The organism is Verrucosispora sp. FIM060022 (assembly GCF_003977705.1).
In the GTDB taxonomy this organism is placed as follows: Bacteria; Actinomycetota; Actinomycetes; order Mycobacteriales; family Micromonosporaceae; genus Micromonospora; species Micromonospora gifhornensis.
In genome coordinates this window covers 43,714-67,485 of record NZ_RQIV01000006.1, presented here as the reverse complement: position 1 = coordinate 67,485, position 23,772 = coordinate 43,714, and the positions used below count along the sequence as shown (strand labels likewise).

At 71.9% G+C, this 23,772-nt stretch carries 27 protein-coding genes; 17 read left to right on the top strand and 10 right to left on the bottom strand.

Going from position 1 to position 23,772, the window contains the following annotated elements; all coding sequences use genetic code 11:
* Positions 1-35 precede the first annotated feature (35 nt).
* The gene (locus EG812_RS17555) at positions 36-692 is read right to left on the bottom strand and encodes a trimeric intracellular cation channel family protein (RefSeq protein WP_126712194.1); all 657 of its coding nucleotides are present in this window, start codon (positions 690-692) and stop codon (positions 36-38) included.
* A gap of 28 nt (positions 693-720) precedes the next feature.
* The gene (locus EG812_RS17550; protein WP_013732293.1) at positions 721-939 is read right to left on the bottom strand and encodes a DUF3039 domain-containing protein; all 219 of its coding nucleotides are present in this window, start codon (positions 937-939) and stop codon (positions 721-723) included.
* Between the two features lie 88 nt (positions 940-1,027).
* Between EG812_RS17550 and EG812_RS17545 the strand changes: the two genes are divergently transcribed.
* Both EG812_RS17545 and EG812_RS17540 read left to right on the top strand, forming a co-directional pair.
* Positions 1,028-1,960 (top strand): pseudouridine-5'-phosphate glycosidase, encoded by a 933-nt coding sequence (locus EG812_RS17545; protein ID WP_126712193.1) that lies wholly within the window; start codon positions 1,028-1,030, stop codon positions 1,958-1,960.
* A 127-nt stretch (positions 1,961-2,087) separates the two neighbouring features.
* Positions 2,088-2,969 carry a carbohydrate kinase family protein gene (locus EG812_RS17540; RefSeq protein ID WP_043723432.1) on the top strand — a complete coding sequence of 294 codons (882 nt, stop codon included), beginning with the start codon at positions 2,088-2,090 and terminating at the stop codon, positions 2,967-2,969.
* An 86-nt stretch (positions 2,970-3,055) separates the two neighbouring features.
* Here EG812_RS17540 and EG812_RS17535 read toward each other — a convergent pair whose 3' ends face one another.
* Positions 3,056-3,412 carry a DUF3099 domain-containing protein gene (locus EG812_RS17535; RefSeq protein WP_013732290.1) on the bottom strand — a complete coding sequence of 119 codons (357 nt, stop codon included), beginning with the start codon at positions 3,410-3,412 and terminating at the stop codon, positions 3,056-3,058.
* A gap of 103 nt (positions 3,413-3,515) precedes the next feature.
* Here EG812_RS17535 and EG812_RS17530 point away from each other — a divergent pair, with 103 nt between their 5' ends.
* The gene (locus tag EG812_RS17530; protein WP_232510707.1) at positions 3,516-3,815 is read left to right on the top strand and encodes a hypothetical protein; all 300 of its coding nucleotides are present in this window, start codon (positions 3,516-3,518) and stop codon (positions 3,813-3,815) included.
* Between the two features lie 2 nt (positions 3,816-3,817).
* A complete protein-coding gene (locus EG812_RS17525) occupies positions 3,818-4,129 on the top strand; it encodes a hypothetical protein (protein ID WP_043723428.1) in 312 nt (103 codons plus the stop codon).
* Between the two features lie 42 nt (positions 4,130-4,171).
* Here the strand turns inward: EG812_RS17525 and EG812_RS17520 are convergent, their stop codons facing one another.
* Positions 4,172-4,753 (bottom strand): HhH-GPD-type base excision DNA repair protein, encoded by a 582-nt coding sequence (locus EG812_RS17520; RefSeq protein ID WP_013732287.1) that lies wholly within the window; start codon positions 4,751-4,753, stop codon positions 4,172-4,174.
* A gap of 111 nt (positions 4,754-4,864) precedes the next feature.
* Here EG812_RS17520 and EG812_RS17515 point away from each other — a divergent pair, with 111 nt between their 5' ends.
* From EG812_RS17515 to EG812_RS17500, 4 genes are all read left to right on the top strand, one after another.
* Positions 4,865-5,425 (top strand): GNAT family N-acetyltransferase, encoded by a 561-nt coding sequence (locus EG812_RS17515; RefSeq protein ID WP_013732286.1) that lies wholly within the window; start codon positions 4,865-4,867, stop codon positions 5,423-5,425.
* A gap of 126 nt (positions 5,426-5,551) precedes the next feature.
* Positions 5,552-6,610, top strand: a complete 1,059-nt coding sequence (locus EG812_RS17510) for an iron ABC transporter substrate-binding protein (protein WP_126712192.1) — start codon at positions 5,552-5,554, stop codon at positions 6,608-6,610.
* A 65-nt stretch (positions 6,611-6,675) separates the two neighbouring features.
* On the top strand, positions 6,676-8,211 hold the full coding sequence (locus EG812_RS17505; protein WP_126712191.1) for an ABC transporter permease: 1,536 nt from the start codon (positions 6,676-6,678) through the stop codon (positions 8,209-8,211).
* A gap of 34 nt (positions 8,212-8,245) precedes the next feature.
* Entirely contained in the window at positions 8,246-9,313 is a 1,068-nt protein-coding gene (locus EG812_RS17500) for an ABC transporter ATP-binding protein (RefSeq protein ID WP_126712190.1), read from the top strand.
* 47 nt (positions 9,314-9,360) lie between these two features.
* Here the strand turns inward: EG812_RS17500 and EG812_RS17495 are convergent, their stop codons facing one another.
* A complete protein-coding gene (locus EG812_RS17495; RefSeq protein WP_013732282.1) occupies positions 9,361-10,581 on the bottom strand; it encodes a S8 family peptidase in 1,221 nt (406 codons plus the stop codon).
* Positions 10,582-10,760: 179 nt separating this feature from the next.
* On the opposite strand from EG812_RS17495, the gene EG812_RS17490 reads away from it, so the two are divergent.
* Both EG812_RS17490 and dtd read left to right on the top strand, forming a co-directional pair.
* Complete coding sequence (locus tag EG812_RS17490; RefSeq protein ID WP_013732281.1) at positions 10,761-12,245, top strand: DUF7782 domain-containing protein; 1,485 nt, start codon at positions 10,761-10,763, stop codon at positions 12,243-12,245.
* The gene (gene dtd, locus EG812_RS17485) at positions 12,245-12,667 is read left to right on the top strand and encodes a D-aminoacyl-tRNA deacylase (protein WP_013732280.1); all 423 of its coding nucleotides are present in this window, start codon (positions 12,245-12,247) and stop codon (positions 12,665-12,667) included. The genes EG812_RS17490 and dtd overlap by 1 nt, the downstream gene beginning before the upstream one ends.
* A 44-nt stretch (positions 12,668-12,711) precedes the next feature.
* Here dtd and EG812_RS17480 read toward each other — a convergent pair whose 3' ends face one another.
* On the bottom strand, positions 12,712-13,500 hold the full coding sequence (locus EG812_RS17480) for a sporulation protein (RefSeq protein ID WP_126712189.1): 789 nt from the start codon (positions 13,498-13,500) through the stop codon (positions 12,712-12,714).
* A 234-nt stretch (positions 13,501-13,734) separates the two neighbouring features.
* Here EG812_RS17480 and sigB point away from each other — a divergent pair, with 234 nt between their 5' ends.
* The 4 genes from sigB to EG812_RS17460 all read left to right on the top strand — a co-directional run bounded on the left by sigB (position 13,735) and on the right by EG812_RS17460 (position 16,138).
* Positions 13,735-14,742: an RNA polymerase sigma factor SigB gene (gene sigB / locus EG812_RS17475; RefSeq protein ID WP_126712188.1), complete on the top strand. Its 1,008-nt coding sequence runs from the start codon at positions 13,735-13,737 to the stop codon at positions 14,740-14,742.
* A 129-nt stretch (positions 14,743-14,871) separates the two neighbouring features.
* Positions 14,872-15,246, top strand: a complete 375-nt coding sequence (locus EG812_RS17470; RefSeq protein ID WP_126712187.1) for an ArsR/SmtB family transcription factor — start codon at positions 14,872-14,874, stop codon at positions 15,244-15,246.
* Positions 15,243-15,734: an SRPBCC family protein gene (locus EG812_RS17465; RefSeq protein ID WP_126712186.1), complete on the top strand. Its 492-nt coding sequence runs from the start codon at positions 15,243-15,245 to the stop codon at positions 15,732-15,734. The genes EG812_RS17470 and EG812_RS17465 overlap by 4 nt, the downstream gene beginning before the upstream one ends.
* Positions 15,731-16,138, top strand: coding sequence for a VOC family protein (locus EG812_RS17460; RefSeq protein WP_013732275.1), 408 nt, complete (start codon positions 15,731-15,733; stop codon positions 16,136-16,138). Before EG812_RS17465 ends, EG812_RS17460 begins: the two co-directional genes overlap by 4 nt.
* Before the next feature lie 44 nt (positions 16,139-16,182).
* On the opposite strand, the gene EG812_RS17455 is transcribed toward EG812_RS17460, so the two are convergent.
* Genes EG812_RS17455 through EG812_RS17445 form a run of 3 tightly spaced genes read right to left on the bottom strand, consistent with a single transcriptional unit; the run spans position 16,183 to position 20,847 of the window.
* On the bottom strand, positions 16,183-18,738 hold the full coding sequence (locus EG812_RS17455; protein ID WP_013732274.1) for a bifunctional acetate--CoA ligase family protein/GNAT family N-acetyltransferase: 2,556 nt from the start codon (positions 18,736-18,738) through the stop codon (positions 16,183-16,185).
* Positions 18,739-18,754: 16 nt separating this feature from the next.
* Complete coding sequence (locus tag EG812_RS17450; protein WP_126712185.1) at positions 18,755-19,936, bottom strand: acetoin utilization protein AcuC; 1,182 nt, start codon at positions 19,934-19,936, stop codon at positions 18,755-18,757.
* A gap of 53 nt (positions 19,937-19,989) precedes the next feature.
* Positions 19,990-20,847, bottom strand: coding sequence for a sulfurtransferase (locus EG812_RS17445; protein WP_126712184.1), 858 nt, complete (start codon positions 20,845-20,847; stop codon positions 19,990-19,992).
* 99 nt (positions 20,848-20,946) lie between these two features.
* On the opposite strand from EG812_RS17445, the gene EG812_RS17440 reads away from it, so the two are divergent.
* Positions 20,947-21,636 (top strand): iron-dependent transcriptional repressor DtxR, encoded by a 690-nt coding sequence (locus EG812_RS17440; protein ID WP_013732271.1) that lies wholly within the window; start codon positions 20,947-20,949, stop codon positions 21,634-21,636.
* A 9-nt stretch (positions 21,637-21,645) separates the two neighbouring features.
* On the opposite strand, the gene EG812_RS17435 is transcribed toward EG812_RS17440, so the two are convergent.
* The gene (locus EG812_RS17435; RefSeq protein WP_043720049.1) at positions 21,646-21,885 is read right to left on the bottom strand and encodes a DUF5522 domain-containing protein; all 240 of its coding nucleotides are present in this window, start codon (positions 21,883-21,885) and stop codon (positions 21,646-21,648) included.
* A 173-nt stretch (positions 21,886-22,058) separates the two neighbouring features.
* Here EG812_RS17435 and EG812_RS17430 point away from each other — a divergent pair, with 173 nt between their 5' ends.
* Together EG812_RS17430 and EG812_RS17425 are read left to right on the top strand one after the other, a co-directional pair.
* Positions 22,059-22,400, top strand: a complete 342-nt coding sequence (locus EG812_RS17430) for a YciI family protein (RefSeq protein ID WP_013732269.1) — start codon at positions 22,059-22,061, stop codon at positions 22,398-22,400.
* 143 nt (positions 22,401-22,543) lie between these two features.
* Entirely contained in the window at positions 22,544-23,719 is a 1,176-nt protein-coding gene (locus EG812_RS17425) for an RNA polymerase sigma factor (RefSeq protein WP_199743903.1), read from the top strand.
* Positions 23,720-23,772 lie beyond the last annotated feature (53 nt).

Sequence of the window (23,772 nt, the reverse complement as noted above, 5' to 3'; positions counted from 1 at the left end):
CGCTGGGTGCCGTGCACCACTGCAACCGGCAGACCCTAGTCGGGTGGGCCGGTAATGCCGCCGGTGCGGGGTGGTGGCCGGAGCGCCGCCACCGGCGCCGACCAGCGGCGCCGCAAGGCCACCAGGCGTACGCCGAAGACCAGCAGCACCGCCGCGACGAGCGGGATCGGCCCGGCGTATCCCAGGCCGTCGAGGAGAACCACCACGATCGAACCGGCGAGCGCCGCCACAGCGTAGATCTCCCGCCGCAGTACGACCGGGATCTCGCCGGTCAGCAGGTCGCGACAGAGTCCGCCGCCGATCGCGGTGATCATGCCGATCAGGCAGGCGCCCACCGGCGGCACCTGGGCGTCGAGGGCCTTGAGGGTACCGGCGACGGTGAACAGGCCGAGCCCGGCCGCGTCCAGCACCAGCACGGTGGTACGGAGCCGGGCGAACTGCGGGTGCAGCCAGAAGATCGCCCCGGCGGTCACTGCGGCGGTGGTCGCGTACCGCCAGTCGGCGAAGGCCAGCGGCGGAACCTCGTCGATCACCAGATCACGGACGATCCCGCCACCGAGGGCGGCGACGAAGCCGACGAAGACGACACCGAACAGGTCGAGCCGTTTGGCCACCGCAGCGGAAGCACCCGAGGCGGCAAAGACCGCGACCCCGGCCAGGTCGGCCAGGAGAAGGGCGGTGGAGGTGGTCACCGCCGCAGGTTACGCGGCCGACGCGGGCTCACTCGGTGTACGAGTCGTAGATCTCCTTGCACTTCGGGCAGACCGGCGAGCCCGGTTTGGGGGTTTTCGTCACCGGAAACTTCTCCCCACACAGCGCCACGACGAACGTGCCCATGACGGCGCTCTCGGCGATCTTTTCCTTCCGGACGTAGTGGAACATCTCCGGACCAGTGTCGGCGTCCTTCAGTTCCGGACGCTCGAGAACCTGTGCACTCACGTCTACACCTCCAACCCACAAGTCTGGCAGGTCACCTGACCCCGGTCCACCTGAGGTACGCGGCGTGCCGGCAGTACGGTGGGCGACTGTGACCAACTTTCATCTGCGCTACGGCACCGAGGTGGCCGAGGCGCTGCGCCAACACCGTCCAGTGGTCGCGCTGGAAAGCACAATCGTCTCGCACGGCCTGCCCCGACCGGACAATCTGACGGTGGCCCGCCAGATCGAACAGGCCGTCCGGGACGCGGGGGCGGTGCCGGCCACCATCGGCATGGTCGCCGGTGAGCTGGTGGTGGGCCTCGACGACGCCGAGTTGACCCGGTTGGCCACCGCCGACGGCGTGACCAAGCTTTCCGTACGCGATCTCGCCGTGGCTGCGGCGACCGGCGCGGACGGCGCCACCACGGTGGCCGCGACCAGTGCGCTCGCCGCCGCCGCGGGGATCAGGGTGTTCGCCACGGGTGGCCTCGGCGGGGTGCACCGTGAGGCGGCACAGACCTTCGACGAGTCGGCCGACCTGGTCGCGCTGGCCTCGACGCCGATCGCCGTGGTGTGTGCCGGGGTCAAGTCGATCCTCGACGTGGGCGCGACGCTGGAACGCCTGGAAACCCTCGGGGTGACCGTCGTCGGCTACCGCACCCGCCGGTTCCCGGGCTTCTTCATCACCGACAGCGGCTTCGACCTGGACTGGTCCGCCGACTCCCCGGAGTTGATCGCCGACATCCTGGCCGCTCGGGAGCAGCACGGGGTCCAGCACGGCGGTCTGGTCGTCGCGAACCCGCTGCCCACCGACGAGCAGCTGGATCCGCAACTGCACGACCGTACGCTCGCCGAAGGGCTGGCCCGGCTGGAGCGCGACGGGATCAGCGGCAAGGCCGTGACGCCGTACCTGCTGGCGCACTTCCACTCGGCCACGCAGGGCGCGAGCCTGGCGGTCAACGTCCGGATCATCCTGCGCAACGCCGACCTCGCCGCCCGGATCGCGGTCGCCGCCGCCCGCCGCGCGGACCCTGCGGCGTGACCGCGAACAGCGCGCCGGCCCTGCGAGCCGCGCAGCCACGAACCCTGGCGGAGCCGTGAGCGAGCGGACCGCCGGGCGGGACACCGGTGCCGTCGGCACACCGGACGCGGCCAGCCGTACCGGTCGGATCATCGTTGTCGGTGACGTGATCACGGACGTGGTGGCGGTGCTGACCGGCCCGCTCGCGACCGGCTCGGACACGGCGGCGGCGATCCAGTTCACCGGGGGCGGCCAGGCCGCCAACACGGCCTCCTGGCTCGCCGCGCAGGGTGTGCCGGTGACGCTTGTCGCCGCGGTCGGCGACGACACCGCGGGACGGGACCGGGTGGCGGAGCTGACCACCGCGGGGGTCGACTGCGTGGTGGCCCGGGTACCCGGCTGTGCCACCGGAACGGTGATCGTGCTGGCCGTGGGCGATGAACGCACCATGGTGACCGAACGCGGGGCGAACGTCCGGTTGACGCCCGAGCACGTCGACATGGCGCTGGCCGCCGCCGAGGACGCGACCCATCTGCATCTGTCCGGCTACGCCCTGCTGGACGCCGGCTCCCGGCCGGCCGGGCTGCACGCGCTGAAGGTCGCCCGCCAGCGCGGCATGACGACAAGCGTCGACGCGGCCTCGGCCGCACCGCTGCGAGCGGTCGGTGCGGCAGCCTTCCTGTCCTGGATACGCGAGGTCGACCTGCTGCTGGTGAACACCGACGAGGCGGCGGTGCTGGCCGGTGGCCTCGACCCGGTGGCCCAGGCACGCGCGCTTGTCGCCTCGGCCCGGCGGGTGGTGGTCAAGCAGGGCGCGGCCGGCGCGACCTGGGTGGACCGGAAGCCGACAATCGTCACCATCCCGGCCCGCCGGGTGGCGGTGGTCGACGTGACCGGAGCCGGTGACGCCTTCGCCGCCGGACTGCTGACCGGATGGCTGGCCGGCGCCGCGCCGCACGCCGCCCTGGAGCGGGCCACCCGCCTCGGCGCGGCGGCGGTGTCCCAGGTCGGTGCCCGCCCGTCCGGCTGACCGGGTAACGCGGACCACGACGACAGCACGGCCTCGCGCGGGGTTGACCGGGATTCCTCCGGCCCCCGCGCGAGCTGCGCCGGCGGTCAGGGCTCGGCGTCGATGACCTTGTGCGGGCGTTCCTCGGCGGTGAGACTTCTCGCCGGGGCCTCCGTCGGCTGGCCGCGCCGGAAGCGGTTGGCGAATCGGTGCTCGTCCTTCGGGGGACGGTCGTTGGCCAGCAGCACCGCCAGCCAGGGGACGATCAGCATGCCCAGCGCCACCAGGGGTAGCCAGAGCCAGAGCAGGGGCGCCTTGGCGCCGACCAGGATCGCGCCGACGACCACGCAGGCCGCCCGGACGCACATCATCATGACGTACCGCCGCTGCCGGGTGGTCAGCTGGTCGTCCTGGCTTCGCGAGGCGTCGGTGATGAGGATCGGTCGGTACGCCTGACGCTTCACCGTGTACCTCCTCGGGGATCCCACCCATCCTGTCACCACCGCGGCCCGGGCGGCGAGGTTCGTCGGCCCACGGTTCGTGTTACGTGCGTGGTACGCTCTCGCTGTGGGCAGCCGGTTCAGCTTCACCGACGAGGCGTTGGCCAACCTGCGGGTCTACGACGTCACACCCGGGGAAGTCTGGGCGGCGCTGCACAGCAGCCGACGCGTCATCCGCCACCTCGGTGACGACGTGATGGTGGTGTACGCCACCACCGCCCGGGGGCGGCGGATCGCGGTGCTGCTGGCCGAGGCCGACGGGGCCGACAACGACTGGGACGTCCTGTCCGCCCGCGAGTTGAGTGACGTCGAGGCCAAGCGCTACGACGAGGCGGTACGAAAATCTCCGGAGAGCAGGAGGCGGTGACGATGGACCGTCACGACGCGACCAAGCAGTTCCACAGCGGCGGTGAGCGGCTCGCCGAGTTGATCGACGAGAGCCGAGCCGTGGAGCTTCCCGTCCCCGACACCGACACCCCGATGGTCAGCCGCTCGGTGCGGCTGCCGCTGGAGACCTACGAACGGGTCCGGGCAGCGGCCGACGCCCGAGGCATCGGTGTGACCACCCTGATGCGGCAGTGGATCGAGGCCGGTCTCGCCGACCTGGACGACTCGGCCACCGTCTCGCTGGCCGACGTCCGGCGGGCCATCGCCTCGCTGGCCCAGCCCAGCGCCGCCTGACGATCGACCCGGCCCGGCCGAGGGCGGAAACCCTGCCAGCGGTCAGGCGCCGGTGGCTTTCGCCTTCGCCGCCGCCTTCATCTGCTGCTTGTACTCCCGGACCAGGCGCAGTGACTCGGCGTCGGTGACGTCGGCGACGGAGCGGTGCGCGTCCGGGTCGCCGTAGTCGCCCGCCGCCTCCTGCCAGCCGGGCGGCTGCACCCCGAACCGCTTGCCGAGCAGGGCGAGGAAGATCTGCGCCTTCTGCCGACCGAACCCGGGCAGGGCGGCGATGCGGGCGAGCAACTCACGGCCGTCCGCCGCATCGGCCCAGAGCCGGGCCGCATCGCCGTCGTAGTGCGCGACCAGCGCCCGGCACACCTCCTGCACCCGGGCCGCCATCGCCTTCGGGAACCGGTGCAGGGCCGGCGGCTGGGCGAAGAGCGCCACCAGGGCCTCCGGGTCGTACCCGGCGATCTCGCGGGCGTCCAGGTCGTGACCGAGTCGCTGAGTCAGCACGTACGGAGAAGAGAACGCCTTCTCCATCGACACCTGCTGATCAAGAACCATGCCGACGAGCAGGGCCAACGGGTCAGAAACCAGCAGCTGGTTCGCTTGCGGGTCGATGGGCAGTGCGAGCGTCATGGCAGCCATGTTCCCCTACCGGCCCGGGCAACCGACGTCGGACGACCGAGGCGTGTCGAATCCCATCAGCAGGCCGACCTCGGTCCCATGCCAGCAGAGGGAGAATCAGACATGGGCCATGCCGACCTGATCGACCACGAGGAGTTGCGGACTCCTCGGCTCTCACTGCGCCGCCCGACCCCCGCCGACATCGACACCATCCATCGCCTCCACCGCGACCCCCGGGCGTACGCTCACAATCCGGCCGACGCCCTCGACACCCGGGCCGAAGCCGAGGAGCGCTACCTGCGCTGGAACGAGCACTGGGAGCGACACGGTTTCGGCTACTGGACCGTCCACCTCCACCTGCGGGACCACCAGCCGCTCGGCTTCTGCGGCATCAAGCTGATGACGCTGCACGGTCGTACCGTGTCGAACCTCTTCTACCGTCTCGACCCGCCGGTCTGGGGCAACGGGTTCGCCACGGAGGCCGCCACCGCCGTGGTCGACTGGGCAGCCGGACACCTGACCGCGCATCCGGTCATCGCCCGAGTTCGACCCGACAACACCGCGTCGTCGACAGTGGCCGTACGCGCCGGTCTACGGCGGGCGCCGCAGCTGGACACGGAAGGTGAGGACGGCCTCGACTGGATCTTCACGGCCAACTGGCCGGAAGATCCGGACAGTCAATGACCTGCCTCACCCGAACCGGTGCAGCACCCTACCGAATTCCGAACTGAGGTTAGCCTGTGCTAACTTCGGCGCGTCGGTCGCCTGACCAGTACCGGGCTGCCGGATCAACCGGAGAAGGGGTTCACCGTGCCTGCCACCCGCCGCATCGCGCGTGCGTTGCTCGCCGCCAGTCTGCTCACCGTCGGCCTGGCTGCCTGTGGATCGGGCGAGGAGGACAAGGCAACCGGCTCCGATCAGTCCGCCGACAAGCAGATCACCGTTTACAGCGGGCGCAACGAGCAGCTGATCAAGCCGCTGCTGGACAAGTTCACCGAGCAGACCGGCATCGCCGTCAACGCCCGCTACGCGAACACCGCACAGCTCGCGGCCCAACTGGTCGAGGAGGGCGACAAGTCCCCGGCCGACGTGTTCCTCGCCCAGGACGCCGGAGCTCTCGGCACCGTTGCCAAGCAGGGCATGTTCAGCACCCTTCCGGAGGCCACCACGGCGAAGGTGCCGGCCACCTACCGCGCCGGCAACGGCCAGTGGGTCGGCGTGAGCGCCCGCGCCCGGGTGCTGGCCTACAACCCAGACCTGGTACCGGCCGACCAGCTGCCAGCCTCGGTGTTCGACCTCACCGGGCCGGCCTGGAAGGGCAAGGTCGGCGTCGCACCGACCAACGCGTCGTTCCAGGCGTTCATCACGGCCATCCGGGTGCAGCACGACGACGCCAAGGCCGAGGAGTTCCTGCGCGGGCTCAAGGCCAACGACCCGCAGATCCGCGACGGCAACGGCAAGATCCTGGAGGACGTGATCAGCGGCGCGATCCCGGCCGGCCTGATCAACCACTACTACCTGGGCGAGGTCGCCAAGGAGCAGGGCACCACGCCGGACGCGCTCAAGGCCAAGCTGCACTTCTTCCCCGGCGGTGACACCGGTGGGCTGGTCAACGTGGCGGGCGTGGGCGTGCTCAAGCGCGCGGCCGACAACCCGGACGTGCAGACGTTCGTGGACTTCCTGCTCGGCACCGAGGCCCAGACCTACTTCGCCGAGCAGACCTACGAGTACCCGGTGATCGACGGCGCGCCCGCCCCGGCGTTCGTGCCGGCCCTGGCCGACCTGGCGGTGCCGCAGATCGACCTGAACGACCTGGACACGCTCGACGCCACCGTCACCATGATCAAGAACTCGGGGTTGGTCCCCTGACCGCTCCGCCGACCGTCACAGGGCCGTCCCGCACCGGGTCGGCCCTGTTCGGCGTACCCGGGCAGGTGCGGCGGCTGGCTCCCCGGCCGGCGTTGCTCGCGGCCTCGACCGCCGCGGTGGCCGTCGCCCTGATCCCGCTGGCCTACCTCGCGGTACGCACCGCCGAGGCGGGCTGGGACCGGATCGCCGCGGAGTTGTGGACCGAGCGGGTGGGCCTGCTCGCGCTGCGCAGCATCGGCCTGGCGGCGGTGGTCACCACGGCCTGTGTGCTGCTCGGCGTGGGTACCGCCTTCCTGGTCACCCGCACCGACCTGCCCGGTCGTCGGCTCTTCGCCGTGCTGGCGGCCCTGCCGCTGGCCGTACCGACCTACATCGCGGCCTTCGCCTGGGTCTCCACGGTGCCCCAGTGGGAGGGGTTCTGGCCGGCCGCGCTGGTGCTGACCCTCTGCTCCTACCCGTACGTGCTGCTGCCGGTCGCCGCCGCGCTGCGCGGGGCCGACCCGGCCCAGGAGGAGGTGTCCCGGTCGCTGGGGCGCAGCGGCTGGCAGACCTTCACCGCGGTGACCCTGCGGCAGATCCGCCCGGCCACCGCGGCCGGGGCCCTGCTGGTCGCGCTCTACGTACTCTCCGACTTCGGTGCCGTGTCCATCCTGCGCGCCGACACCTTCACCCGGGCCATCTTCGTCGCCTTCGACATGGGCTTCGACCGGACCGGAGCGCTGGTGCTCTCCTGCGTGCTGGTGGCGCTGACGGTGCTGCTGCTGACCGGCGAGACCGCCACCCGTCGTCGGGGCGCCCGGTACTCCCGGCTCGGCGGTGCCCGTCGGCCGGTGTCCCGGCTGCCGCTCGGCCCGGCCCGCTGGCCGGTCATCGCCGTTCTCGTCGGGGTCGCCGGGCTGGCGCTCGGCGTGCCGGCGGTCAGTCTCGGGCGGCGGCTGGCCGCCGGCGTGTCCCGCCCCGGCGCGCTGCCCGAGGTGCTCGCCGCAGCCGGGAACTCGCTTACCGTCTCACTGGCCGGCGCAGCGTTGACCATGCTGCTGGCGCTGCCCCTGGGGTTGCTCACGGCACGGGCGCCCGGCCCGCTGACCAGCCTGCTGGACCGGCTGGCCTATCTGGCCCACGCCCTTCCCGGCGTGGTGATCGGGCTCTCGCTGATCTTCTTCGGCATCAACGTGGCGTACCCGCTCTACCAGACCTGGTGGCTGCTCGCCCTCGCGTACGCCACCCTGTTCCTGCCGTTGGCGGTCGGCGCGGTGGCCGGCGCGGCCGCCCAGTCCCCCGCCGGTCTGGAGGAGGTGGCCCGGTCACTCGGCCGTGGACCGTGGACCGTGCTGCGGACGGTGACCCTGCCGCTGATCCTGCCCGGCATCGGCGCCGGCGCCGCGCTGGTCTTCCTCACCGGCATGAAGGAACTGCCCGCCACCCTGCTGCTGCGGCCCACCGGGATGGACACCCTGGCCACCGAGCTGTGGACCAGCACCGCCGTCGGCGCCTACGCCGCCGCGGCACCCTACGCTGCGCTGCTGGTGGCGATCTCCGCCCTGCCCACCTGGCTGCTGGTCGCCCGTAGCGGCCTGCTCGACAAGGAGGAGCGGGCATGAGCAGAACACATCATCAATTCAGTGGAGGGCCGGCATGAGCGAGGTCGTGCTCAGCGGGGTGGTCAAGCGGTACGGGCAGGTCACCGCCCTGGCCGGGGTGGACGTCAGGGTGCCTTCCGGCAAACTGACCGCCGTGCTCGGGCCCTCGGGCTGCGGCAAGACCACGCTGCTGCGCTGCCTGGCCGGCTTCGAGCGGATCGACGCCGGGGAGATCCTGATCGACGGCAGCCGGGTGGCAGGCGGTGGGCGGCACCTGCCGGCGCACCGCCGCAACATCGCGGTGGTGCCCCAGGAGGGCGCGCTCTTCCCGCATCTGAGCGTGGCGGACAACGTCGGCTACGGCCTGGACCGCGCCGCCCGGCGATCCGACCGGGTCGAGGAGGTGCTGACGCTTGTCGGGCTCGCCGGATATGGCGGCCGGATGCCGCATCAGCTCTCCGGCGGGCAGCAGCAGCGGGTGGCAGTGGCCCGGGCGCTGGCCCCCCGGCCGTCGGTGGTGCTGCTGGACGAGCCGTTCAGCGCTCTCGACGCGGGCCTGCGGGCGGGACTGCGGCACGACGTACGCGAGGCGTTGCGCGCCGACGGCGCGACCGGCGTGTTGGTGACCCACGACCAGGGCGAGGCGCTGTCGGTGGCCGACAAGGTGGTGGTGCTCCGCGACGGACGGGTGATCCAGGCCGACGCGCCGACCACCATCTACCGCGAGCCGATCGACGTGTGGGTGGCCGGGTTCGTCGGCGACGCGGTGCTGCTGCCCGCGGTCGTCGAACAGGGCAGCGCCCGGACCGCGCTCGGCCTGCTGCCGGTGACCGGACCGGTGACCGACGGCCAGGTCACCGTGCTGGTCCGCCCGGAGCAGGTGCGCGTCGCCGCCGGATCGGCCGGGGTCACCGCCAGCGTCCTGCGACACGACTTCCACGGGCATGACGCGTTGATCGGGCTCCGGTTGGCCGACGGCACCCGGATCACCGCGCGGATCCTCGACGGCGGCGCCGACTGGCCGGTGGGCGGCCAGGTGACGGTGCACGTCGACGGCCCGGCGCGGGCCTTCCCGGCTCAGACTGCTTCGACCACCTCGGTGCTTGTCGACCTGGCGGCGTGAAGCGGCCCGGCGGATCGGTGATCCGCCGGGCCGGTTTCAGGTCAGGGTCAGTTGACCACGAACAGCAGGCGGTTCGGGGAGCCGCTGCCCGGGCTGGTGACCACGCCGGTGGTGGCGTTGTTGACCAGGTAGGTCTTGACCTGGGCCGGGGTCCAGGACGGGTTGGCCGACAGGACGAGGGCGGCGGCGCCGGCCACGTGCGGCGAGGCCATCGAGGTGCCGCTGATCGTGTTGGTCGCGGTGTTGCTGGTGTGCCAGTCCGACGTGATGCTCGTGCCCGGCGCGAAGATGTGCACGCAGGAGCCGAAGTTGGAGAACGAGGACCGGGCGTCGGTGTTGGTCGTCGAGCCGACGGTGATGGCGGTCGAGACGCGCGCCGGCGAGTAGTTGCAGGCGTTGGCGCTGGAGTTGCCCGCCGCCACGGCGTAGCTGATGCCGGCGCGGATCGAGTTGGCCACCGCGTTGTCGATGGTCGTGCTGGCCCCACCGCCGAGGCTCATGTTGGCCACGGCCGGCTTCACCGCGTTGGCGGTCACCCAGTTCACGCCGTTGACCACGCCGGTGGTGGAGCCGCTGCCGGAGCAGTTGAGCACCTTGACCGCGATCAGACGGACGCCCTTGGCGACACCGTAGGTCGAGCCGCCGACCGTGCCGGCGACGTGGGTGCCGTGGCCGTTGCAGTCGGTGTTGTTGCTGTCGACCGTGTTGGTGCCCCAGGTGGCCCGGCCGCCGAAGTCGTTGTGCGTGGTCCGGATGCCGGTGTCGATGATGTACGCCCGCACGTTGGTGGCCGTGTTCGGGTAGGTGAAGCTCCTGCTCAGCGGCAGGTTGCGCTGGTCGATACGGTCCAGGCCCCAGGTCGGGTTGCTCTGGGTGGCCGCGAGCGTGATCTTCTGGTCCTGCTCCACGTACTCCACCGCGGGGTTGGCGGCGAGCCGGGCGGCCTGGGCGGCGGTCATCTTGGCGGAGAAGCCGGTCAGCGCGGCGCTGAACACGTCGGAGACACTGCCCCCGTACCGCTTGACCAGGGTGCTGGCCCGGTCCGGGACGGCGGCGCGGGCGGCCGACGATCCGGCGGTGCCGACCGCGTCGGAACGAAGAACGACAAGGTAGCTTCCGCTGATCGCGTTCGACGCGCCGGCACCGCGGATCTCACCGGTGGGTGCGGCGACCGCTGCGGTGGTGCTGGCCGCAGAGACGGCCGCCGCGGTGGCGACGACGGCGAACGCCCGGATGAGGCGGCGCCGCGCGGGGGACCCTGAGGACATCGTCTTGCCTCCCTTACCTGGGCAGCCGACCGGGCTTCTGGCCGGACGGTGCGCCCGTGGATTGAGTTGCAGGAGATGCTAGCGTCATATCGATGGATATAACAGAGATGTGCATCGATTGACTTCCCATGTCACGGGTGCTAGCGGTCGAGCCCGGTGCGACCAGGCAGGATGACAGCGTGGACGGACACGACATGCTGCTCTCCCCAGCCGGCGTCGACGCGCTGCGGACCGCGTTGACAAACGCCGACTTCACCGCCAACGGCATCGCCGGCCGGCTCGGATCGGCAGCGACCAGCGGGGTGGCCCGCAACGACTTCCGGGCCGCGCTGCGCGCCACCACCGACCGGGATCCGCTCGCCACCCTGATCCGGGTGTTCATCTGCGAGCAGACCGAGCCGGAGACGGCCGTGGCGGCGGCGCTCGCACCCCTGACGATCACCGAGGCGCTGGAGGCCGGGCTCGTCGAGCGGCACGGCGACGGACTGCGGATGGGCCTGGACCTGGAACCGTACGCCGACGACTGGTGGGTCCTGGCGGACGTACCGGCCAGCGCCCGACCCGGCCGACCGCTGCACGCCGAGCACGTGCTGGGCATCGGTGGAGCCACCCAGACAATGATCGGCGCTGCCGTCCGCCGGCCGGTGGAGACCGCGCTCGACCTGGGCACCGGGTCCGGGGTGCAGGCGCTGCACCTGAGCACCCACGCGCGGCAGGTCACCGCCACCGACGTCTCGCGGCGGGCGCTGCGCTTCGCCGCCACCACCGCCGCCCTCAACGGTCAGGACTGGGAACTGCTGCGCGGCGACATGGTCGCGCCGGTGGCGGGCCGCCGCTTCGACCTGGTGGTGAGCAATCCGCCCTTCGTGGTCGGACCGGGCACCACCACCCACGTGTACCGCGACTCCGGCCGGGTCGGCGACGCGATCGGCGCCGAACTGGCCGCCGCCGCGCCGGCCCTGCTCACCGAGGGCGGCACCATGCAGTACCTGGCCAACTGGGTGCACGTGAGCGGCGAGGACTGGGCCGAACGGGTGACCGGGTGGTTCGCCGGTACCGGGCTGGACGCCTGGGTCATCCAACGCGAGGTCGCCGACCCGATGGCGTACGTCAACCTGTGGCTCACCGACGTCGGTGACGTCGCCGACCCGCAGCGGATGGCCGACTGGCTCGACTGGTTCGACGCGCACAAGGTGGAGGCGATCGGCTTCGGCATCGTCTCGCTGCGCCGTAGTGGCCACGACGACCCGGTACTGCGGGTCGAGGATCTGCGCCAGCGGGTGCAGGCACCGATGGGCGACCGCATCGCCACCTGGTTCGACCGGCAGGACTGGCTCCGCGAGCAGGGCACCGACGGCGTGCTGGCCGCCCGCTACCGCGCCGCCGACGGGCTGCGACTGCACCAGGAGGCCACCATGGGCGACGACGGCTGGGGGGTGGATCGCCAGGTCCTGGAGATGCCGCACGGGCTGCGCTGGAACGAGGAGATCGACCCGCTGGTGCTGGCACTGGTCGGCGGGGCCGACGGGCGGCTGCCGCTGCGGGACCAACTCGCGCTGCTCGCCGTCGCGCACGACGTCACCGTCGACGAGTTGGCCGAGGCAGCCGGCCCGATCGTGGCGCACCTGGTGGAGCGGGGCTTCATCGAGCCGGTGGAGGCGTAGTGCGCGCGGTGGTGCAGACCGTCGGCCGGGCCAGCGTCACGGTCGACGGCGAGGTGGTCGGTGCGATCACCGACGGGCTGCTGGTGCTGATCGGGGTGACCCACACCGACACCGTCGAGACCGCCCGGACGATGGCGCGCAAGGTGCACGAGCTGCGGATCCTCGACGACGAGCGCTCCGCCGCCGAGGTCGCCGCACCGATCCTGGTGGTCAGCCAGTTCACCCTGTACGGCGACGCCCGCAAGGGTCGCCGCCCCTCCTGGACGGCGGCGGCGCCGGCCGAGGTGGCCGAGCCGCTTGTCGACGCGGTGGTCGAGGCGTTGCGGCAACGCGGCGCACCGGTCCAGACCGGCCGCTTCCGGGCGCACATGCTTGTGGAAAGCGTCAACGTGGGTCCCCGCACCATCCTGCTCGACCTCTGACGACCGGGCCGCCCCCATCCGTGCGGTGGGGGCGGCCCGGGAGGTCAGCCGAACAGGCCCCGGCGTTGCAGGGATTGGCGCAGCCAACCGTCGAGTTGGGCGGCCCAGTCGGTCTGGTCCAGGGTCGCGTAGTCCATGGTGAACCGGCCGAAGACGTCCCGGCCCTCGGTGAACAGCCCGCCGCGCTTGTCCAGCTCCAACACCACCTGCAGCTGCCGGGGATCGGCGATGAAGGTGACCTCCAGTTGCTTCATCGCGCCGGCGTACTGCGGTGCCGGATAGAACTCGATCTCCTGGTAGAACGGCAGCGTCTGGTGGACGCCGTAGATGTGTCCCCGTTCCACGTCGGCGCGGGCGAACCGGAAGCCCAGCCGCAGCAGCGCCTCCAGCAGCCGTTCCTGGGCCGGCAGCGGGTGCACCGCCACCGCGTCCAGGTCGCTGGAGTCGACCGCCCGAGCCACCTCCAGCTCCGTACGCAGTCCCATGGTCATCCCGGCCAGGTGTCGTCCGTACAGCTCGGTCACCGGGGTTTCCCAGGGCACGTCGAAGCGGAACGGGATGTCGTGACGTTGCCCGCCTTCGAGCCGGAACGCCCCGGTGACGTGCTGCCGGTGGAACTCCTGGTTGGTCGAGTACTCGTTGTCGCCGCTCTCCACCTCGACGCGGGTCATCAACCCCAGCGCCACGTACGAGATATCCACCGAGTGGTCGCCGCCAGTGACCGTGATGGTGCCCTCCAGCTGGCCTCCCGGCCGACAGTTCGGGTTCGCCAGCACCGTCTCCACCGACGGGCCACCGACTCCCATCGCCTGCATGAGCCGCTTGAAGACCACTGTTGCCTCCGTCGCTTGACCGTCGTGTCCGTTGCCGGCAGACCGCCTGTCGACCGGCCGCAGGCACGGTAACCGGAGCCGGCAACCCGAACCGGGTGAATCGACCAACCCGACGGACTCCGGGCTGTCAGGTTCGTGATCGCCTCACTCCCGTTTTACGCCCCGACCGCCAAGCTGTGTGTCACCGGCAGAACTGGCCACGCAACACCGCACGGACGAAACGGGGAGACGGAGATGGGCCTGCAGATGATGGAGCACCGGACGAGCGTCGGCATCGAAGCCGAGCCCGGCATCGACACCCTCACCGACCTGGACGCCACCGACGAGCGCGGCGTCTCCACGGACCTGGTCCGCGCCTACCTCAACGGCATCGGCCGCACGAAGCTGCTGACCGCCGCCCAGGAGGTCGAGCTCGCCAAGCGGATCGAGGCCGGGCTGTTCGCCGAGGAGAAGCTGACCACCTGCACGCCGGTCTCCGCCGAACTGCTCGCCGACCTGACGGTGATCGCCCAGGAGGGCCAGGCGGCGAAGAACCACCTGCTGGAGGCGAACCTCCGACTCGTGGTGAGCATCGCGAAGCGCTACACGGGTCGTGGCATGGCCTTCCTCGACCTCATCCAGGAAGGCAACCTCGGCCTCATCCGCGCCGTCGAGAAGTTCGACTACACCAAGGGCTACAAGTTCTCCACCTACGCCACCTGGTGGATCCGCCAGGCCATCACCCGCGCCATGGCCGACCAGGCCCGCACCATCCGCATCCCGGTGCACATGGTCGAGCAGGTCAACCGGATGGTCCGGGCCCGCCGTGAGCTGTCGGTGTCGCTGGGTCGCGAACCCTCCGTCGCCGAGATCGCCCGCGCACTCGACGTGCCCGAGTTCCAGGTGATCGAGCTGATCTCGTACGACCGGGAGCCGGTGAGCCTGGACCAGACGGTCGGCGAGGACGGCGAGAGCGCCCTCGGTGACTTCGTCGCCGCCGTCGACCCGTCCAGCATGGTGGACGACGCCGACCGAGGCGAGTTGCGCAACGAGGTGAGCATCGTGCTGGCCACCCTGTCGCAGCGGGAGCAGGCGGTGATCCGCCTGCGGTTCGGTCTCGACGACGGTCGGCAGCGCACCCTGGACGAGGTCGGCCGCGAGTTCGGTCTGTCCCGCGAGCGGATCCGGCAGATCGAGAAGGTGACGCTGCTCAAGCTGCGGGCGCCGGAGCGGGCGCAGCGACTGGAGGCGTACGCCTGCTGACACCGGTGAGGTGAGCTGCGATGTCGGCCCCGGCGGTTCGCCGGGGCCGACATTCGTCGTGTCGGCTTGACGCGGCCTGACCGGGTCGGATACAAACCTCTTGGTTATGAAACCGAGAGGTTATACAGCGTGCACACCGACCTGGACGCCACCTTCGCGGCCCTGGCAGACCCGACCCGACGCGCCATCCTCACGCGCCTGGCAACCGGCGAAGCGACAGTCACCGAACTCGCCGCGCCCTTCGCGATGAGTCAACCGGCGATCTCCAAACACCTCCGGGTACTGGAACGGGCCGGCCTGATCAGCCGGAGTCGATCGGCCCAGCGACGCCCGTGCCGACTGAACGCGGGCCCGCTCCAGGAGGCCACCGCCTGGCTCGCGGCGTACCGCGACCACTGGGCGGAGTCCTACCAACGCCTCGACAACCTGCTCGACGAGCTACGCGCGACCGAGGAGACCGCTGCCGGCGAGCCGGCCGAGGCGGAGGGCGGCGACCGGGCATGATCGACGATCACCTCGTGGTCGACACCCCCGGCGATCGGGAGATCGTGCTCAGCCGGATGTTCGACGCCCCCGCGCGGCTGGTGTTCGCCGCCTTCACCCGCCCCGAGTTGCTGGTCCGCTGGTACGGCGCGCGCGGCTGGCGGCTGGTGGAGTGCCAGGTGGACCTGCGGGTCGGCGGGCCCTGGCGATTCGTCTCCCAGGGGCCCGACGGGCAACTGATGGGCCAGAGTGGGCACTACCGGCAGATCGAGCCGCCCCACCGGCTGGTCTACACCGAACTGTTCGACGATCAGTCGTACCCCGGCGAGACCGTGGTCGACCAGGAATTCACCGAGCTGGCCGGGCGCACCACGGTGACCACCACGCTGCGCTTCGCCACCCCCGGCGGGCGGGACACCGCCCTGCGCTACCCGATGGCTCGCGGCGTCACCGAGAGCTACATCCGACTCGCCGGACTGCTGGCGACGACACCAGGAGCAGAGCTGTGAACTGGACACTGGAAGTGGTGGTCGTACCGGTCTCGGACCTCGACCGGGCCAAGGCGTTCTACGCCGAGCGACTCGGTTTCACAGTCGACCACGACACCGTGGTCAACGACGACATCCGACTCGTGCAGTTGACCCCACCCGGCTCCGGCTGCTCGATCGTGATCGGCAAGGGCGCGGTGCCGCAGATGCCGCCGGGGTCGCTGAAGGGGCTCCAGCTCGTCGTACCGGACCTGCACAAGGCGCGAACCCAACTGCTCGAACGCGGTGTCGAGGTCAGCGAGATCCAGGTGATGGGCGAGAACCCTCGGCCGGTACCGGACCCGCTGGACAATGTCGGCTTCATCCACTTCGCGGACCCGGACGGCAACGCCTGGGCGGTGCAACAGATCTCCAGCCGGGCCTGATCGATCCGACACCTGCGGCGGCTCGGTACCGCCGCGTCAACGCTTTACAGACGACGGGGGCCAGTGTCGGGGCGGGCGGCAGCGGAGCCCACCCCGACACTGGCGTGCAGCACCGACAAGCCGTCCGGGCGGGCCAACACCGGGTTCAGGGTCAGGGAACGCACCCGAGGCTGTTCGTCGGCCAACCGCCCGACCCGCATCAGCAGGTCGGCCAGGGCCGCCCGGTCCACCGGTTCGGCCCCCCGGTGCCCGTGCAGCAGCGGTGCCGCGCGCGGTGCGTCCACCAACTCGGCGGCATCGCGGTCGGTAAGCGGCACGGCCCGCCAGGCGCGGTCGCCGAGCAGTTCGGTGGCGACGCCACCGAGCCCGAAGCCGACGACCGGACCGAACGCCGGATCCTCCACCAACTCGACCACGCAGGCCACCCCGGGCGGGACCATCGGCTGCACCAGGACGTCCGCGCCGAACGCCGCCGCCAGTTCCGCGTACGTGCGGCGTACGGCGGCCTCGTCGGCCAGGTCGAGCCGGACCGCACCGAGGTCGAGCCGGTGCCGCAGCCCGCTGGCGGCGACCTTCAACGCCACCGGAAAACCGAGCCGGGTCGCCGCCTCGACGGCTTCGTCCGCCGAGCCGACCGACACCGACTGGACCACCTCGATGCCGTAGGCGGCGAGCAGCGCATCGCTGTCGACCCCGTCGCCGCGCAACGCCGCCTGCGCCGCGATCGGATCGACATCGGACAGTTCGGGCAGCGCCCCGGGCGGTCGACGCAGCCAGTCGGCGTACGCGGTGACCCGGGCGAGCGCGCGGACCGCCTCCTCCACGCTCGGGTACGAGGGCACTCCGGCTGGTGCCCGACCGACCAGGAAGGTCGCCACCGCAGGCTTGTCGGCGGTGAACGCCGCAGGGAGGGTGGCTGCGAAATCCGCCTCGGTGCCGATGATCTGACCGGGCAGCGGGGGCGCGAAGAGTGCCACCAGGGCGTCGACGTTCTCGTCCGCAGCGGCGGCGGTCAGCGCCTCGGCGAACTCGATCGCGCCGGCCTGCGGGCCGACGTCCCGGGGATATCCCGCCGCGACGGTCAACCCGGCGGCCGCACAGGCGGTCGCCGCCAGCCCGGTCAACGCCGAGGAGTTGCCGACGATGCCGACCCGGTCACCGGCCGGCAGCGGCTGGTTGGCCAGCAACACCCCGACGTCGAGCAGCTCGGCGACGGTGTCGACCCGGATCACCCCGGACTGCGCGAACAACGCGCTCACCGCCGCCTCGTCCGGGCCGACGGAGTCACCCACGCCGGGCGGACGCGCCGGGGAGGCCAACGCCACCACCGGCTTGTCCCGACCGATCCGCCGGGCCAGCCGGGCGAACTTGCGCGGGTTACCGAAGGTCTCCAGATACAACATGATCACGTCGGTGGCCGGGTCGTCCTGCCAGTACTGCAGCAGGTCGTTGCCGGAGACGTCGGCCCGGTTACCGGCCGACACGAAGCTGGACAGGCCCAGGCCACGCCGATCCGCCTCGGCCAGCAGGGCCACCCCGAACGCGCCGGACTGGCTGAAGATGCCGACCCGGCCGGGCACCGGCAGGCGCGGGGCGAGCGTGGCGTTGAGGCGTACGGTCGGGTCGGTGTTCGCCACCCCCAGGCAGTTCGGGCCGATCACCCGCATGCCCGCGGCGTGGGCCGCGCGGACCAGGGCGCGCTGCGCGGCGGCGCCCTCGACACCGGACTCGGCGAAGCCGGCGGAGATGACCACCAGGCCGTGCACACCCGCCTTTGCCGCGTCCGCGACCACCTCGGGCGCGGACTCCGGTGGCACCGCCACCACCGCCAGGTCGACCGGCAGCCCCGCGTCGGCCGCCGACGGGTACGCGGGCAGCCCGGCGACCCGGACGGCGGTCGGATGCACCGGCACCACGGAACCGGTGAAACCGCCGTCGCGCAGGTGCCCGAGCACCGCCGCGCCGACACCCTGGCCGGTGGCGCTGGCCCCGTAGACGACGACGCCGCGTGGGGCGAGCAGCCGGGCGATGGATCGGGCCTCGGTCCGCTGCTCCCTGCCGCGCTGCACCTCCAGGGTCGCCTCGGTGGGAGCGATCGGGAAGGTCAGGTGCACCACGCCGTCGGCGAACTGCCGTTGCAGCTGGTAGCCGAAGTCGGCGAAGACCCGCAACATGGCCCCGTTGGCCGGCAGCACCTCGGCGACGAAGTTGACGATGCCGGCCCGCCGGGCGGCGTCGGCCAGATGCTCCAGCAACACCGAGCCGATGCCCCGCCCCTGGTAGGCGTCCTCCACCACGAAGGCGACCTCGGCATCGGGTGCGGCCGGGCCGAGCCGCTCGTACCGGCCGACGGCGACGATCCGCTCGCCGGCCAGCACCACGAACGCCTCCCGGTCGACGTGGTCGACGTTGACGAACCGTTGCAGATCCCGTTCGGGGATGCGCGGGTACGGCGAGAAGTAGCGCAGGTAGCGGGTGCGCTCGGAGAAGCGGGAGTGCATGGCGACGATCGCTGGCGCGTCCGACGGCCGGATCGGTCGCAACTGGACCGTGCGGCCATCGCTGAGCAGCACGTCGATGGCGTTGTCGGCGGTGGTCACCTCGGGCCCGGCCAACTCAGTCGCGCGGATCGTGCGGGTCGAGACCGAGCAGCGGGAAGACCGCCTTGCGGGTCGCCGCGATCGCCCGGTCCACCGGGTTCGGCTCGCCGGTGGGCTGCCACGGCTCGTACCCCGGATCGATGCCGTCGGTCATCCGCAACGGCACGTCGGAGCCGGGTCGACGGGCGGCGGCCAACGCCCGCCACGCCGGCGGGGTCAGCGTGGCCGGATCCAGCGGCGCGCCGGTGGCCGTCGCCAGCAGGTGCGTCCAGGCCCGGGGCACCACCTCGACCAGGGCGTACCCGCCACCACCGGTGGCCACCCAACGCCCCTCGCACAACTCGTCGGCGAGGGCCCGCAACGCCAGGTAGGTGGCCCGCTGACCGTCGACGGACAGATGCAGGTCGGCGAGGGGATCACTGCGGTGCGCGTCCGCGCCGCACTGGGTGAACAGCACCTGCGGACGGAACGCGCGCAGCACCGACGGCACGATCGCGTGGAAGGCGCGTTGCCAGCCGGCGTCGGAGACCGCGGGCGGCAGCGCGACGTTTACCGCGCTGCCCTCAGCACCCGGGCCACCGGTCTCGTCGGGGAAGCCGGTGCCGGGGAACAGCGCGAGGGGGGTCTCGTGCAGGCTGACGGTCAGCACCCGTGGGTCGTCCCAGAAGATCTGCTGCACCCCGTCGCCGTGGTGCACGTCGACGTCGACGTACGCGATCCGCTCCGCGCCGAGGTCGAGCAGCCGGGCGATGGCCACCGCCGGGTCGTTGTAGATGCAGAACCCGGCCGCCCGGTCGGACATGGCGTGGTGCAGGCCGCCGGCCACGTTCACCGCGCGCCGGGCCTGCCCCCACCACACCGCCTCGGCGGCGGCCACCGTCGCACCCGCGATCAACGCGCTGGACTCGTGCATCCGGTCGAAGACGGGATTGTCCGAGGTGCCCAGGCCGAAGCCGGAGAAGAAGGGTTCGCGGGGGGCCATCCGGACCGCGTCCAGGTAACGCTGGTCGTGCACCCGGGTGAGCAGCGCATCGTCGGCGGGCCACGGCCGGATCAGGCGTACCCCGGGCCGTTGCAGCACGCCCAGTTCCCGGGCCAGTGCGATGGTCAACTCCACCCGTACCGGGTCGAGCGGGTGGTCACCGAGGTCGTAGGCGAGCAGCGACTCGTCCCACACCACCACCGTGTCTTCGGACATCTGTCCATGGTCGCACGCGACCGGCCGGGCGGCAGGTGCCGGCTACCGGGCCCTCAGGCGTCCGGCGGCGGGGCGACCGCGACCGGTCGGTCCGGGTCGGCGACCCAGTTGCTCCAGGAACCGACGTAGAGCGCGGCGTCCGTCCGGCCGGCCAGGTGCAGCGCCAGCACGGCCTGCGCGGCGGTCACCCCGGAGCCGCAGTACGCACCGACCGGCGCCTCGGCACTCACCCCGGCGGCGGCGAACCGGTCGCGCAGGGCCGCCCCGGACGGGAACCGGCCGTCGGCGACATACTCGGGTGCCGGCAGGTTGACCGCGCCGGGAACGTGCCCGGCCACCGGGTCGACCGGCTCGTGCTCGCCCCGGTAACGGGGTGCCGCGCGAACATCGAGCAGGACACCGGCGTCGGCGGCGGCCAGCCGGGCGGCAGCCGCCGCGTCGAGCACCGGCAGCCCGCCCGGCGTGACTGTCACGTCGCCGGGCACCGGGTGCGGCTCGTCGGTGCTGACCGGCAGGTCGGCGGCCAACCAGGCCGGAAAACCACCGTGCAGTACGCGTACCGGGCGGTGTCCGGCCCAGCGCAGCGTCCACCAGGCGCGAGCGGCGGCCATGCCGTCGCCGCCGTCGTACACCACCACGGGGTGACCCGCGCGCACCCCGGCGGCCCGCAACGCAGCCTGCAGTGCGGCGGGGTCGGGCAGCGGGTGGCGACCGGCCGGGCCGGGCGGACCGCACAGCGCGGTGTCCAGATCGACGAAGACCGCGGTCGGCAGGTGTCCCGCCGCGTAGTCGATCCGCCCGGGTGGGCCGGCCAGCCGCCAGCGGACGTCGAGCAGGGTGGGCGGGTCGGCCGTGTCGAGCTCGGCGGCGAGCTGCGCCGCCTCCACCAGAAGACCGTCGGTAGCGGACATGTCGTTCAGTCAACACCCTCGGTGAACCTCGCCGCGGTTCGGCGGCGGTCATGACAGGTGCGGCAGGGTACCATCGATCATTGGAGGGCCGCTGACACCATGAAGTCTCACGACCTGGTCGATACGACCGAAATGTACCTGCGCACGATCCTCGAACTCGAGGAAGAGGGTGTGCCGCCGCTGCGCGCCCGGATCGCCGAACGGTTGCGCCAGAGCGGCCCCACCGTCAGCCAGACCGTCGCCCGAATGGAGCGCGACGGCCTGCTCACCGTCGAGGGTGACCGCCACCTCAGCCTCACGCCGCTCGGCCGCAGCACCGCCGTGTCCGTGATGCGCAAGCACCGGCTCGCCGAGTTGCTGCTGGTCAACGTGATCGGGATGCCCTACGAGGAGGCCCACGAGGAGGCCTGCCGCTGGGAGCACGTGATGAGCGACGCGGTCGAGAAGCGGGTCTACGACCTGCTCAACCGGCCGACCCGGTCGCCGTACGGCAACCCCATCCCCGGTCTGGAGGATCTCGGCTCCCCCGGCGAGACCGAGCCGGAGCCGGTCGAGGGCGAGCGCAACCTGGCCTTCCCGGGTTTGACCGGCAAGGTGATCGTCCGGCGCATCTGCGAGAGCGTGCAGACCGACGCCGAGGTGCTCCGCCAGTTGCACGCCGCCGGCGTCGACCCCGGTGCCATGGTCACCGTCGCCCAGGAACGCGACGGTGTGTCGATCGACCGTTCCGGGGAGAGCATCCGCCTGCCCCGTGAGGTGGCCTCCCGGGTGTTCGTCGCCGCGGCCTGAGGCCGAGCCTCAGGTCACGTACGGGCAGTGCCGGCAGCCCTGGTCACAGCAGGTGCCGCGACGGGCGAGAAAGCCGGCGGTGAGCACGAACAGTCCGGTGACCGGGTCCCGGTAGCCGGCGTCCCCGGCGGCCAGCGCCGCCGCGTGGGCGGCCAGGATCCGCTCCCGCTCCGGATGCTCCAGTGGCAGTCGGGACGGATGCGGTTCGGTCAGCGGCCGCTTCGCCAACGGCCGTCGCGTTCCGCTCATCGCGGCAGTCTAGGCAGTCGTACCGGCACCGGACGCGCTGACCGGTGCGGTGGCCGCCCTGTCGTGCTGTGCGGGTGGGCGCCTCGGTGGAGAAATCTCCCCACCCGGGCCGATTCGTGCTGGCCTCCCGCGCCGGTTGCGCCGAGGATGAACAGCGATTCGAGGAGGACCCCATGCCCCAGTACGCAGTGCTGATCTACTCGCCCGCGCCGGCCGACCCGATGGAGCTCACGCCCGACTACGTCGCGCTGCTCGAACAGTATCCGGCGAAGGTCACCGAACTGGGCGGGCGGATCGTCACCGGCTTTGCGCTGCAACCGAGCACCACCGCCGCCGCGATACGCGGCGACCTCGTCACCGACGGCCCGTTCATCGAGGCCAAGGAGGTCGTCGCCGGGTTCTTCGTGCTGGAGGCACCCGACCGCGACGTGGCACTGGAGATCGCCAAGCTGAACCCGGCCACCATCCACGGCGCCGTGGAGGTCCGGCCACTGTTCGTCGCGCCGACCGAGTGAACGACGGCGAGCAGCCCGCTCCGTTCGAGGGCGCCGAGCCGCCGAGGGCTGTCGGCGTCCGGTTCGCCCAGCCCGACCCGGCGGAGCGGACGAACCCGGCGGAGCGGGCGCTGGTTGACGCGCACCGCCGGGAGTGGGCCTTCGTGCTCGCCGCGACCGCGCGCGCCGCCGGTGACCTCGACCTCGCCGAGGAATGCGTCCAGGAGGCGTACGTCGCGGCGCTGGGGGCCTGGACCAGGGACGGCGTACCGGACAAGCCCGGCGCCTGGCTCACCGCCATCGCCCGCCGCAGAGCCCTCGACGTGCTGCGCCGCCGGCAGGTGCTCCGCACGAAGCTTCCGCTGCTCGTGGAGCCGGAAGCGGTCGAAGCGGATGAGTCCGACGAGGTCGCCGTACCCGATGATCGGCTCCGTCTGGTCTTCACCTGCTGCCATCCCGCGCTCGCCCGGGAGGCGCAGGTGGCGCTCACCCTGCGCCTGGTCTGCGGAGTCAGCACCGCCGACATCGCCCGGGCATTCCTGGTCGCCGAGTCGACAATGGCGGCGCGGGTCACCCGGGCCAAGAAGAAGATCTCGGCGGCACGGATCCCGTACCGGGTACCGGACACCGCCGAACTGCCCGAACGGCTGGACGCGGTGCTCAGCGTCGTACACCTGCTCTTCACCACCGGGCACACCGCGCCGACCGGCGTTGACCTGGTCCGCGCCGACCTGGTGGACCGGGCTGTGCACCTGGCCCGGATGCTGCACGAGCTGATGCCCGACGAGCCCGAGGTGAGCGGACTGCTCGCCCTGCTGCTGCTCACCGACGCCCGCCGCGCCACCCGCACCGACGAGCAGGGCCGGCTGCTGCGGCTGGAGGACCAGGATCGTTCCTGCTGGGACCGGACCGCCATCGGCGAGGGCCATCGGCTGGTGGTCGAAGCCCTCCGCACCGGACGAGCCGGCCGGTACGCGCTACAGGCGGCCATCGCCTCGCTGCACGCCCACGCGCCCAGCTACGCCGCGACCGACTGGCCGCAGATCGTCCGGCTCTACGACGCGCTGCTGGCCCACTGGCCGTCGCCGGTGGTCGCCCTCAGCCGAGCCGTAGCAGTGTCCATGGTGGACGGACCGGCCGCAGCGCTCGCCGAGGTCGACGCCCTCGCCGCAGATCCCCGCCTGGCCGGCTACCACTACCTACCGGCGATCCGTGCCGACCTGCTGCGCCAACTCGACCGCCGCAGCGAGGCGGCACAGGCGTACCGAGCCGCGCTGGCCCAGGTCGACAACGACCCCGAACGCGACTTCCTCACCACCCGCCTGACAGAACTCACCTAACCCCTGCCCCGGCACTCCGCCGATCTTGCACTTCTGGTCGCCGAGATGACCCT